Genomic DNA, 11,888 nt, shown 5'->3' on the forward strand with positions numbered 1-11,888 from the left:
TTTCCTTAGAACGTCAGCACGAGATCGCTTTCCTTGACCCAGCCCGCGAGTGCCGTCATCGATCCCGACTGCACGCCCGGGATCAGGTCGCGCTCGTCCAGCTTGCAGTCGTTCAGCGCCATGCCGCACGCGCGCACCTCGAGGCCGAACTCCATGAGCTGCGTCAGCAGCTTCTCGAGATCCGCTGCACCTTCCGGCACGACGTGCCCTTTGCGCGCGAGCTGTGCCCCGTCGTCGAGCAGATGCACGCGCACCTTCATGTCCCCAGCGAGCGCCGCGCCGGCGAAGCGCAGGGCATGCCATGCCTTGTTGTCGCCCCTGTACGGCGCGTTCTGGATGATGAGGGTCACCGTCTTGCCGGTACCCGCGCTCGGCTGCGCGGGCGCCGCGGCGCCGCACGCGCCGGACTGCGCGGGTGCTCCGGCCTTCCCGGTCCATCCGACCATGCCGTCCTCGACCAGCAGCGCCTGCTTGAAACCGAGGTCGCGCAGCATGCCCACCGCCTTGCCGGACTGCCGGTTCGTCCGGCAAATCACCGCGAGCGGTCGCTCCCGGCGGTCCTCGATCTCGGGCAGCCGCTTGGGCAACTCATCGAGCGGGATGTTGATGGAACCGGGAATGTGCCCAAGCTCGCCCGCATAGTCCTTCGCCGGGCGCACGTCGAGCACGGCGATGTCCTCGCCCCGGTCGAGGCGGGCCTTCAGCTCGGAGGATTTCAGCCCGGCGACGCCCGTGGCCGCTCCCTGCCGCCACCGTTTGATGAGCTTCGGGAGAAAGAGCGCGACGGCGAGCAGCGCCAGCGCGAGCAGTATGATCCGGATCATGTTTTCGGAACCCTCCGCGGCGGCGCGCCCCGCGTAGCCCAGGTACGTGTACGCGAGCGCGCCCGGGAACATGCAGACGAGCGAGGCCACCACGTAGTGCGCGAGCGGGATGCGCGTCAGACCCAGCGCGTAGTTCAGCAGGTTGAAGGGAAAGAGAGGCACGAGCCGTACGAACGCAACGAAGCGCCAGCCTTCGGCCTCGACGCCGTCGATCAGCGTCTTCAGCCGCCCGCCCGCCTTGCGTGCGACCCAGTCGCCGGCCACATGACGGGCGATGAGGAACGCCGCCGTTGCGCCGATGGTCGCGCCGATGAGGCTGTACGCCGTGCCGGCGACGGGACCGAAGAGAGCCCCGCCCGCCAGCGTGAGCACGGAACCCGGCAGGAACAGCACGGTCGCGAGCACGTAGAACGCGACGAAGGCGAAAGGCGCCGCTGCCCCCTGCCCTTCCAGCCAGAGCTGGAGTGCCGCGACGTCGATCCGGTCGCGGTAGGCGAACGCCACGACGACGGCGAGAACAAGCAGGCCGAAAAGCGCGAGACGCGCGATCTGTGCCGGCCGCGGGGAAGACATCTTGTGCAGGGCCTCAGGCTGGCTCATTGGTCTTCCTCCAGGCCCGGCGGTTGATGGCATAGTCGGTCACTGCACCCACGAACGGCATCGCAAGCATGCCGGCGAGCCCGTCGCACTGCGTCGGGTCCCGGAAGGTGCGGATGCCGATGGTCATCGCCTCGTGGCCGGCGCGCGGCTGGTCGCGGTAGGTGCCAAAAAGACGATCCCACCACGGCAGGTTGAAACCGAAGTTCGAGTTGGTCTCGTCGTCCTCGACCGAGTGGTGCACGCGATGCATGTCGGGCGTCACGACGAATAGCCGCAGGAAGCGGTCGAGGCCGAGCGGCAACCGCACGTTCGAGTGGTTGAACATCGCGGTCGCGTTCAGCAGCACCTCGAAGACCAGCACGGCGAGCACCGGCGGGCCGAGCACCGCGATGACGGCGAACTTGATGAGCATCGAGAGTACGATCTCGATCGTGTGAAACCGCGCGCCGGTGGTCACATCGAAGTCGAGATCGGCGTGGTGCACGCGGTGCAGGCGCCAGAGTGCCGGCACCGAGTGCATCATGACGTGCTGGAGGTAGATCGCGAGATCGAGCAGGAGGACCGAGGCCAGCACGGCCAGCCACCCCGGGACGGCGTAGTAGTTGAACAGCCCCCAGCCGTTCGCCGCCGCGAACGCGGCCATGCCGATGCCCGCCGCCGGGAAGAGCAGGCGGAGGACCACGGTATTAAGTATGACGAGGCCGAGGTTGCTCGCCCAACGGCGCCCTTTCGGGATGGCCAACGCCCGTCGGGGCGCGACCACCTCGACGAGGGCCATGACCGCGAAAATGCCGAAAAAAAAGCCGAGGCGGATGGGCGCCTCGTAGCTCAGAATCGCCTCGCCGATACCCATATCGTTCTCCTCGGTGGAAACAGCACTGCGGATTGGTTATTCTCGATTTGTATATATTCAATTGATTAATTGAATACGATAGGATAGCAGGATGTCAAGCACCGGTTTCAAGCAGCAGCTGTTCGTGGAGTTCGCCCGGATCGCCAGGGCCTTGGCGAGCCCGGTCCGCCTGGAGCTTCTCGACTTTCTGGCCCAGGGAGAGCGCAACGTGGAAAGCCTGGCCCACGCAGCCAAGCTCTCCATCGCCAATACCTCGCAGCATCTGCAGCAATTGCGTCAGTCCGGGCTCGTCGGTGCGCGCAAGCAGGGACAGCAGGTGTTCTACCGCCTCGCGAGCGAGGACGTGGTGGAGCTGCTGATCGCCCTTCGCCACGCAGCCGAGCGCCACATCGCGGAAGTCGACCGCCTGGTCGATGCCTACCTGAGCGTGAAGGACAACCTCGAGCCGGTGCCGCGCGCGGAACTGCTCGAGCGGGCACGACAGGGCTTGATCACCGTGCTCGACGTACGCCCGCCCGAGGAATACGCGGCGGGTCACGTGCCCGGCGCGGTCAACGTACCGCTCGCCGAGCTCGAGAAGCATTTGAAGCAGTTGCCGAAAGATCGCGAAGTCGTCGCGTACTGCCGCGGTCCTTACTGCGTGCTCGCCTATGAGGCGGTCGCGCGGTTGCGGGAGAAGGGCTTCCGTGCGCGGCGCCTTCAGGACGGTTTCCCGGAGTGGCGAATCGCGGGCCTTCCGGTCGAGGATTGAGCGTTGGACACCCGCCAATCCGGCGCTCGGGAACTTCCGAATCGCTGCCCTCCCCACGCGCCGCGCTTACACGTTCGCTGCTCGCCCCGAATAATCCGACCGCCGATCCCGAGCAGGCACCCCGGATGAGCCTTCCCGTCTACCTCGATTACAACGCGACCACGCCGGTCGCGCCCGAGGTGCTCGAGGCCATGGAACCGTTCCTGCGCGGGCAATTCGGCAATCCGTCTTCCGCACATGCCTATGGCGCGCAGGCAGCCGATGCCGTGGCGAAGGCCCGCCGGCAGGTGGCGGGCCTGATCGGCGCCCACGAGCGCGAGATGGTGTTCACCGGGTGCGCCACGGAGGCCAACAACCTGGCGATCGCGGGTGCGGCCTGGGCACGGTCCGAAAAGGGGCGACATCTGATCACGAGCACCATCGAACATCCTTCGGTGGCTGCGCCGTTTCGGCGGTTGCAGGCGCAGGGATGGGAGGTCACGGTCCTGCCCGTGGACGCGTACGGCCGGGTGGATCCCGCGAACCTCGCCGCCGCGCTGCGCCCGGATACGGTGCTGGTTTCGGTCATGCATGCCAACAACGAGGTGGGCACGATACAACCCGTTGCCGAGATGGCGCGGCTCGCAAGGCGGCACGGCGCCCTGTTCCACACCGACGCCGCGCAATCCGTCGGCAAGATCGTCGTGAACGTGGATGAACTGGCGGTTGACCTCCTCACCCTCGCCGGCCACAAGTTCTACGCGCCCAAGGGGGTCGGCGCGCTCTATGTCCGCACCGGCACGCCCCTGACGCCTGTGCTCGTGGGGGCCGGACAGGAGCATAGGCTGCGACCGGGAACGGAGAACGTGCCCTGCATTGTGGGGCTCGGCAGCGCCGCCGAATCGGCACGCCGCATGCTTCCCGAGCTATCCCGGCAACTGCGGCGGGTCCGCGACACGCTGCACGACGGTCTGCTCGAGGCCGTCGCGGGTCTCGCTCTGAACGGTCACCCGGTGGAACGTCTGCCCAACACGCTGAACGTATCGTTCCCGGACGTCAGCGGGCGTGATCTGCTGGCGCACGTCGAGGCGGTTGCCGCTTCGGTAGGGTCGGCCTGTCATGAAGACGAGGACACCGTCAGCGGCGTCCTGGCTGCCATGGGCATCAGCCTCCTTCGGGCACGCGGTGCGATTCGATTGTCGACGGGTCGCTTCACGACAGTGGAACAGGCGAGAGAAGCCTGCAACTCGCTGGTCGCGGCATGGCGCTCGTTGGCTCGCGCAGCGCACCCTTGATGCAGCGCTCGATCGCCTGTCCCCGTCGGGACGCTCGAGCGTTGAGGATTACTTGCAATCCTCGACCGACCGGCATGGAATGAGCTGGACGTCATCGGAGAGGAGCACCGCCCATGGACAGGGAGCTCATTACCGCCGACATGCGGGTTTGGACGGTTTTCCAGCGCTACCCGCAGACCATCGACGTCTTCCTGCAGCACGGCTGCCCCGACATGCGCAAAGGTATTTTTCCCTTCATGGCGCGCGCAATGAAAGTGCGCTGGGCGGCTCGCGTGCACAAGATCCCGCTCGGTGAGCTGATGCGCGATCTCAACGCCGCCGTGACCCGACACTGAGCGCCTGCCGTCGGAGCACGTCAGCATGTGGCGTGGCCGACCACCGATCGACCCGAGCGGGTGCACCGCGCGTTTCCGCGCGTCGTTATCACTCCGAGCTAGCGCTCTTCGGGATCACCCTGGGCGGTGGGCTGTTCTTTATCGTGCGGAAGGTGATCGAGTAGCGGAGCGCAGCCACCGGCGGAATGCGATGCTGCCAGCGAAAACGCGCGGTACCGGCGAAGACGTAGAGCGAGCGCGGCGCGAGCTCCGTGGCATACACCTCATAACCCGTCTCCGTGGACAGTCGCAGGCGCATCTCGCAGGACGCCGCGAGCGACAAGCCGGCGACTACCGGCCCGAACGGGGGCGCATCGCGGTGCCAGCCGATGCCGGCGCCGGGCGGATAGCGCGTGACCAGCGTCTCGAGCGGAGCCTGCGGCGGAAACCGCGCGGCGTGCGAAACGCGTGTCGCGACCGCCGCCAAAAACGCCGGCAACCCGTCCGCCGCCTCGAGCGCGCCCGCGTCGTACTGATACCGCACCCCGAAGTGGGCCACCTGACGGCGCGCTTCGACGCCGTGCATGCGCACCGGCTCGAACGCGAGCCGCTCGATGTGCGCCAGCAGCTCGCGCTCCTCGGCGACGGACAGGAAGTCCGGCTGGTAGCGAAACCCGCGTGGCGCCTCCCGGGCGACGGAGGAACGGCGCCGCGAGGGCACGGCGGCCGGGCCGGCTTGGCGTTTCCGGGACACGAGGCTTAGACCGCCGGCGACCGGTCCGTCACCGGCCGGCGAATCGGATCAGGAAACGACCTGGTAGTAGAGGTTTTGCGGGTGGTTGGCCTGCGCGAAGAAGAACCAGCGCTCGGCGAGCAGTCCGGCATACTGTACGAGAAAGGCGATCACAATCGGCCCGGCGCTCCCCGCCGTCATGCCGACGTAGAGCAGCACGACCGGCACCGGGAAAACGAGCGCCAGGAACACCCATTTGATCGATCGGAACACGGCGGGGCGCGCGCCGTGGAAGAACTCGCGCGTGTTGAACGAGCCGCCCATGAATCCCTGCGACTTCTGCTCGATACGCCGGTGGCGCACGCCGATCGCCGTCTGGAGGGTGGACTTGCGCTTGAGCCTGCTGTTTCGGATCAGCGACGCCAGGCGCGTCACCATCGCGGCGAAGGTGATGACCAGCGTCCACACGCCGTAGAACGCGACCAGCGACGGGGCGGTGTAGGCCGCATACGCCGTCGCGAACAGGAAGCCGGAGGCGAGCCCGAAGAGCGTGTAGTTCACGACCGTCAGCCAGCTCGCCCACTCCTGCAGGAACTTGATGCAGGCGTAGATCATCCCGGTGCACAGAAAGAGCAGGAACGCGAGCCCTGTCGCGCCCGCCCCGATCACCAGCGACAGGTCGCTCGGCTCGCCGGTACGGATACCGACGATGCCGAGGTCCCAGTCGAGGTAGTGCACGAGACCGTACACGAACACGGCGCCCATGAGCGCCGGCAGGACGATGACCTCGCGCGAAAGCCACGACGTGCGCCAGCGCGCAGCCGAACGCCACGCGCGCTCCGGATGGCCAAGGTGGAAGAACGAGGCCACGAGCCCGGCGACGAGAAACGCGAACGCGATCAGGCTGCCGGCCACGTAGAAGAGCGCCGGCTGCCGCGGCAACAGCTCCACCGCCGCGTACACCTCGGCGGTGTAGAGCGCGAGAAAGAAGCCCTGCCCGACGCCGATCAGGGTCGTGAGCAGGATGACGGAGATGGCGGGATGCATCGGTTTCGTTAGATACGAATTTTGAATTTTGAATGCTTAATGTTGAATTGCGGTGTGCGCTTCGCGCACGCTTTCACTATCCGAGCTAACGAGTCCGACCAGAAGGCCTGCTTTGCGATGTTTTCACGATAGCCGTCAGAATGCGAATCAACTCATCCGAGCGCTCGAGAAGCTCGGAGGCTGCCTTGGCGTCCAACAGTCCCACGTCTGTCAGGAGCCGCAACCAGTATCTCGACTCGCGCGCTTCCTTCGACGCAACGGCCATCTTTGCTGTGAAATCCTTCCGAGTCTGGCCGGCGAGCGCCTCTTCCACATTCGCACCGATGCTTGTCGCGGAGCGGACCAACTGGCCGGAGAGTTCGAACTCCCGTTCTGCCTTGCGAAGTTGTTGCACTGCTCTGATCGCCAGGATCGCAAAGGCATAGCTCTTGTCGCGGATCGCGTTCCCTGTTTCCACGCTCCCTCCCCCATTGGAATTTCTTATTACTGCGCGCGAAGCGCGCTCATCAATTCAACATTAAGCATTAAACATTCAAAATTGCCTCACCACGACGTCACGTCATCGAGCGATGGCTCCGTGATGGACGGCTTCGGCTGCACGCCTTCCTTCTTGAGCGGGTTGTCCGCGCGTACGAGCTCGTCCTTGTGGATGGTGATGCGCTGCTTGCGGCGCGGCAAGTAATGATTGGCCGGCTTCGTGCCCCACTCCGGCATGAGTGCGTAGCCGCCGTTCTCGCGGATCGCGACCGACACCTGCGATTCGGGGTCGTGCACGTCGCCGAAGAGGCGCGCGTTCGTCGGGCAGGCGAGCACGCATGCGGGCTTGCGCCGGTCCTCGGGCAGCGACTCGTCGTAGATGCGGTCGACGCAGAGCGTGCACTTCTTCATCACCTTCTGGTGCTCGTCGATCTCGCGCACGCCGTAGGGACAGGCCCACGAGCAGTACTTGCAGCCGATGCACTTGTCGTAGTCGACCAGCACGATGCCGTCCTCGGGCCGCTTGTAGCTGGCACCCGTCGGGCAGACGGGCACGCAGGGCGGGTCTTCGCAGTGCAGGCACGACTTCGGGAAATGCACCGTGTCGGTGTTCGGGAACTCGCCGACCTCGAAGGTCTGCACGCGGTTGAAGAAGCAGCCGGTCGGGTCCTCGCCATAGGGACGATCGTCCGACAGGTAGCCCGCCGCGCCCGACGTGTTCCACTCCTTGCACGAGGTGACGCAGGCGTGGCAGCCGACGCAGACGTTGAGATCGATGACCAGTGCGAGCTGGGTCATGTCAGGACGCTTTCTTTCCCGCGAGGTAGGCGAGCCAGGACGGCCGCCTGGGCTGTCCCGACGTGGGCTTCAGCGTCGGAAACTGCGGCGAGGTGACCTCGGGTTCGGACGCGTCCGCCTTATAGATGCGCACGCGCACGTCGTACCAGCCGGCCTGGCCGGTGACCGGGTCCGAGTTGGACAGGTGCTCGCCCTCGGGCGTCGGCGGCAGCTCTTCGGAGATGACGTGATTGAGCAGGAATCCCTTGCGCGCCTCGTTCGCGCGCGGATCGAGGTTCCACGCGCCCGGCTGCTTTCCGATCGCGTTCCAGGTCCACACGGTTCCCGGTTCCGTGGCTTCGCTGTAGCGCGCCATGCAGCGCACCCGGCCCCACATCGACTCGACCCACATCCAGTCGCCGTCGGCGATGCCCTGCGCGCGCGCCGTAACGGGGTTCACGAAGAGGTAGTTGTGCGTATGGATCTGGCGCAGCCAGGCGTTCTGCGAGTCCCACGAGTGGTACATCGCCATCGGCCGCTGCGTGACCGCGTTCAGCGGGTACTTCTGCTTGTCGGTCAGCTGCGCCTCGAGCGGCTCGTAGTAGAACGGCAGCGGATCGAAGAACGTCTCGATGCGGTTGCGCAGGTGCTTCGGCGGCTGCTTGCCGTGCGTCTTGCCCTGCGCCGCGAGCCGGAACTGCTGCAGGATGTCGGAGTAGACGTGGATCAGGATCGGCTCGGCGTAGCGCGTGAGTCGATGACGCTGTGCCCACTCGAGGTAGCCCTTGTTCCAGTTCCGCATGTACTGAAAGCTCTTGGGCAGCTCGTAGTGGTACACGCAGTTGTTCTTCGCGTACATCTCCCACTGGTTGGGGTTCGGCTCGCCCTTCATGAACTTCTCGCCGCCCTTGCCGCGCCAGCCGGCGAGGAAGCCGATGCCGGAGCCGGGCTCGATCTCGTAGTTCACGATGAAATCGGGATAGTTCCTGAACTTGCGTGCGCCGTCCGGATGGACGAACGCCGGGAGCTTGAGGCGCGAGCCGAGCTCGATCAGGACCTCCTGGAACGGCTTGCACTCGCCCGTCGGCGGCACCACGGGGATGCGCACGGAGTCGACCGGCCCGTCGTACTCGGAGATCGGCCGGTCGAGCATGCTCATCACGTCGTGGCGCTCGAGGTACGTCGTGTCCGGCAGCACGAGATCCGCGTACGACACCATCTCCGACTGGAAGGCGTCACAGACGACGATGAACGGGATCTTGTACTCGCCGCGCTCGTCCTTGTCGTTCAGCATCTTGCGGATCTCGACCGTGTTCATGGTCGAGTTCCAGGCCATGTTGGCCATGAAGATCAGCAGCGTGTCGATCGGATACGGATCGCCGCGCCAGGCGTTGGTGATGACGTTGTGCATCAGCCCGTGCACCGAGAGCGGATACTCCCAGGAGAAACCCTTGTCGATGCGCACCGGCGTACCGGACTCGTCGACGAACAGGTCGTCCGGGTCGGCGGGCCAGCCGAGCGCCATGCCGTCGAGCGGTTTGTTGGGCTGCACCGCCTCGGGCCCGCGCGGCGTCTTGGCGCACGGCGGGATCGGGCGCGGGAACGGCGCCTTGTGGCGAAAGCCGCCCGGCCGGTCGATGGTGCCGAGCACCGTCATCAGGATGGCAAGCGCGCGGATCGTGTGGAAGCCGTTCGAGTGCGCGGCCAGCCCGCGCATAGCATGAAACGCGACGGGATTGCCGGTCACCGTCTCGTGGTCCTTGCCCCAGATGTCCGTCCACGCGATGGGCAGCTCGATCTTCTGATCGCGCGCCGTGACGCCCATCTCGTGCGCAAGGCGGCGGATCGTCTCGACCGGGATGCCGGTGATGGCCGAGGCCCACTCGGGCGTGTAGTCCTTCACGCGCTCGACGAGGAGCTGGAACGACGGCTTCACCGGCGTGCCGTCGGGAAGCTGGAACTGCCCGAGCAGCCTCGGATCGGCGCCCTCGGCGTGGGTGACCACCGCCCTGTTCGCGTTCCGATCCCACCAGAGCTTGTTCTGCGGATCGAAGCACCCTTCCTCCACCGGCACCTCGGCGCGCACGAACATGCCGTACTCGGACGACGACTTGTCCATGTTCACGAGCTGCGCCGCGTTCGTGTACTGCACGAGGAACTCCCGGTCGTACAATCCCTGGTTCACGAGCTCGTGGATCAGCGCGAGGAACAGCGCGCCGTCGGTGCCCGGTTTGATCGGCACCCACTCGTCCGCGATCGCCGAGTAACCCGTGCGCACCGGATTGATGGAGATGAACTTGCCGCCGCTGCGCTTGAACCTGGAGATGGCGATTTTCAGGGGATTGCTGTGATGGTCCTCGGCGGTGCCGATCATCACGAAGAGCTTGGCGCGGTCAAGATCCGGGCCGCCGAACTCCCAGAACGAGCCGCCGATGGTGTAGATCATGCCGGCGGCCATGTTGACCGAGCAGAAGCCGCCGTGTGCGGCGTAGTTCGGTGTGCCGAACTGCTTGGCGAAGAGGCCGGTGAGCGCCTGCATCTGGTCGCGCCCGGTGAAGAGCGCGAATTTTTTCGGGTCGGTCGCGCGGATCCGCTTCAACCGCTCTTCGAGGAGCGCGAATGCCTCTTCCCAGGAGATCGCCTCGAACTCGTTCGCGCCGCGCGCCGCGCCCTCTCTTCGCTTGAGCGGCCGCGTGAGCCGCGCCGGCGAATACTGCTTCATGATGCCCGAGGCGCCTTTGGCGCAGATCACACCCTTATTAAGAGGATGGTTCGGGTTCCCCTCGATGTAGCGCACGGCACCGTCCTGCACGTGCACGTTGATGCCGCAGCGGCAGGCGCACATGTAGCAGGTGGTGGACTTCACCTCGATACGGGCGGCGGACCGGGATTCCATGACGACGTCAGCGGCGCGCCGGGGCGGCGCGGACAATCACTATAGGGAGCGCCGGCTTTTGCGCCAAATTAGAATGACTAAGGGGTATATAAGAGAACGCCGATCGGGGCCGTGTGCCCGGCGCTCGTGTGCTTTAATAGGCCCGCCATGAAGAAAGGGCACCTGCCGGCCGCGGCCGCCGGCCTGATTCTCCTGACGTCGAACGCCGCCTGGCCCGACCCTGTCGAACCGGTACATGCGATCGACCCGAACACCGGCAGCCATTCCTGGACGTTGCGTACGCAGGGCATCTCGCTCACGCTCGCGCAGATCCTGCCCGACCAGGTCCGCGGTTTCTACGCGGCGCGCGGTTTTCCGCCCGACGCGATCGAGCACCTCGCCGCGCGTCATTGCGTCTTCCAGACGATACTGCGCAACGAGTCGGACACGGGTGCCATTCGCTTCGACCTCGCCGACTGGCGCGTCCGGACTCCGGCGGGCGTTCGTCCGCTCAAACTGGTGCGCGAGTGGCTGCCCGAGTGGGAACGGTATGGCGTCCCCGAGAGCGGCCGGCTGGCCTTTCGCTGGGCGCTGTTTCCGACGGAACACACGTACGAGCTCGGCGACTGGAACATGGGCATGACCACCTACGCGCTCCCGCTCGGCACGCGCTTCGACCTGCGCGTCGTCTACTGGCGCGATCGCCACCGCCGCTCGCTCGTCCTGCCCGGTGTTCGATGCGCGACCGAAGCGGAGCCGGCGGCCCGATGAGAACGGCGCTTGCCGTGCTGCTCGCGCTCGGGCTATCCAGCGCGGCCGCGCAGCCCCAGACGATGACACCCGTTCCCGGTCGTCCGAACGCGCCCGATTTCACTCTTCCCGACATCGACGGCAAGACGCGGCGGCTCTCGTCGAACCGCGGCAAGGTCGTGCTCGTCAACTTCTGGGCCACCTGGTGTCCGCCGTGCCGCCGGGAGATGCCGTCCATGCAACGCGCCTGGGACCAGCTCAAGAACGAGAACTTCGTCATCTACGCGGTCGACGTCGGCGAGGACGAGGAAACCATCTTCGGCTTCACCTTCTCGACCGGCGTGGAGATCACGTTCCCCATCCTGCTCGACAAGGAAGGCAAGGTCGTGAAACAGTGGCCGGTGCGCGGGCTTCCCACCACCTTCCTCATCGACGCCGAAGGCCGCATCGCCTACTCCGCGGTCGGCGGGCGCGAGTGGGACGACCCGGCCCTGATCGCGCAGATCCGCCGGCTCATGCGGCACGCGCCCGCGGCCGAACGCGTCTCCTCTTCCCCGCCGCCCCCCTAGCCGGTCCCCTTGGCCCGCCGCTCCCGTCCGCAGGCCCGCCCGCG

The 11,888-nt window shown here is 66.2% G+C and carries 12 protein-coding genes; 5 read left to right on the plus strand and 7 right to left on the minus strand.

All coding sequences use genetic code 11. The features are described 5' to 3' along the window. Positions 1-5: 5 nt before the first annotated feature. Positions 6-1,424 (minus strand): VTT domain-containing protein, encoded by a 1,419-nt coding sequence (locus SVA_RS13415; RefSeq protein ID WP_096461700.1) that lies wholly within the window; start codon positions 1,422-1,424, stop codon positions 6-8. Continuing rightward, positions 1,411-2,277, minus strand: a complete 867-nt coding sequence (locus SVA_RS13420) for a sterol desaturase family protein (protein ID WP_096461701.1) — start codon at positions 2,275-2,277, stop codon at positions 1,411-1,413. The genes SVA_RS13415 and SVA_RS13420 overlap by 14 nt, the downstream gene beginning before the upstream one ends. A gap of 91 nt (positions 2,278-2,368) precedes the next feature. Here SVA_RS13420 and SVA_RS13425 point away from each other — a divergent pair, with 91 nt between their 5' ends. The 3 genes from SVA_RS13425 to SVA_RS13435 all read left to right on the plus strand — a co-directional run bounded on the left by SVA_RS13425 (position 2,369) and on the right by SVA_RS13435 (position 4,637). Next, the gene (locus SVA_RS13425; protein ID WP_096461702.1) at positions 2,369-3,028 is read left to right on the plus strand and encodes an ArsR/SmtB family transcription factor; all 660 of its coding nucleotides are present in this window, start codon (positions 2,369-2,371) and stop codon (positions 3,026-3,028) included. 125 nt (positions 3,029-3,153) lie between these two features. Beyond that, entirely contained in the window at positions 3,154-4,302 is a 1,149-nt protein-coding gene (locus SVA_RS13430; protein ID WP_096461703.1) for a cysteine desulfurase family protein, read from the plus strand. A 113-nt stretch (positions 4,303-4,415) separates the two neighbouring features. Further along, a complete protein-coding gene (locus tag SVA_RS13435) occupies positions 4,416-4,637 on the plus strand; it encodes a DUF1858 domain-containing protein (RefSeq protein WP_096461704.1) in 222 nt (73 codons plus the stop codon). Positions 4,638-4,725: 88 nt separating this feature from the next. Here SVA_RS13435 and SVA_RS13440 read toward each other — a convergent pair whose 3' ends face one another. From SVA_RS13440 to SVA_RS13460, 5 genes are all read right to left on the minus strand, one after another. Further along, positions 4,726-5,202: an alpha-ketoglutarate-dependent dioxygenase AlkB gene (locus tag SVA_RS13440; protein ID WP_420823887.1), complete on the minus strand. Its 477-nt coding sequence runs from the start codon at positions 5,200-5,202 to the stop codon at positions 4,726-4,728. 216 nt (positions 5,203-5,418) lie between these two features. Beyond that, positions 5,419-6,396, minus strand: a complete 978-nt coding sequence (locus tag SVA_RS13445) for a dimethyl sulfoxide reductase anchor subunit family protein (protein WP_096461706.1) — start codon at positions 6,394-6,396, stop codon at positions 5,419-5,421. An 85-nt stretch (positions 6,397-6,481) separates the two neighbouring features. After that, a complete protein-coding gene (locus tag SVA_RS13450) occupies positions 6,482-6,853 on the minus strand; it encodes a four helix bundle protein (RefSeq protein ID WP_096461707.1) in 372 nt (123 codons plus the stop codon). Between the two features lie 86 nt (positions 6,854-6,939). Then, positions 6,940-7,671 carry a 4Fe-4S dicluster domain-containing protein gene (locus SVA_RS13455; RefSeq protein ID WP_096461708.1) on the minus strand — a complete coding sequence of 244 codons (732 nt, stop codon included), beginning with the start codon at positions 7,669-7,671 and terminating at the stop codon, positions 6,940-6,942. 1 nt (position 7,672) lies between these two features. Then, the gene (locus tag SVA_RS13460) at positions 7,673-10,546 is read right to left on the minus strand and encodes a molybdopterin oxidoreductase family protein (RefSeq protein ID WP_096461709.1); all 2,874 of its coding nucleotides are present in this window, start codon (positions 10,544-10,546) and stop codon (positions 7,673-7,675) included. A 147-nt stretch (positions 10,547-10,693) separates the two neighbouring features. Between SVA_RS13460 and SVA_RS13465 the strand changes: the two genes are divergently transcribed. Together SVA_RS13465 and SVA_RS13470 are read left to right on the plus strand one after the other, a co-directional pair. Next, a complete protein-coding gene (locus SVA_RS13465) occupies positions 10,694-11,296 on the plus strand; it encodes a hypothetical protein (RefSeq protein ID WP_096461710.1) in 603 nt (200 codons plus the stop codon). Then, positions 11,293-11,844 (plus strand): peroxiredoxin family protein, encoded by a 552-nt coding sequence (locus SVA_RS13470; protein ID WP_096462957.1) that lies wholly within the window; start codon positions 11,293-11,295, stop codon positions 11,842-11,844. The genes SVA_RS13465 and SVA_RS13470 overlap by 4 nt, the downstream gene beginning before the upstream one ends. Positions 11,845-11,888: the final 44 nt, after the last annotated feature.

Source organism: Sulfurifustis variabilis (assembly GCF_002355415.1).
In the GTDB taxonomy this organism is placed as follows: Bacteria; Pseudomonadota; Gammaproteobacteria; order Acidiferrobacterales; family Sulfurifustaceae; genus Sulfurifustis; species Sulfurifustis variabilis.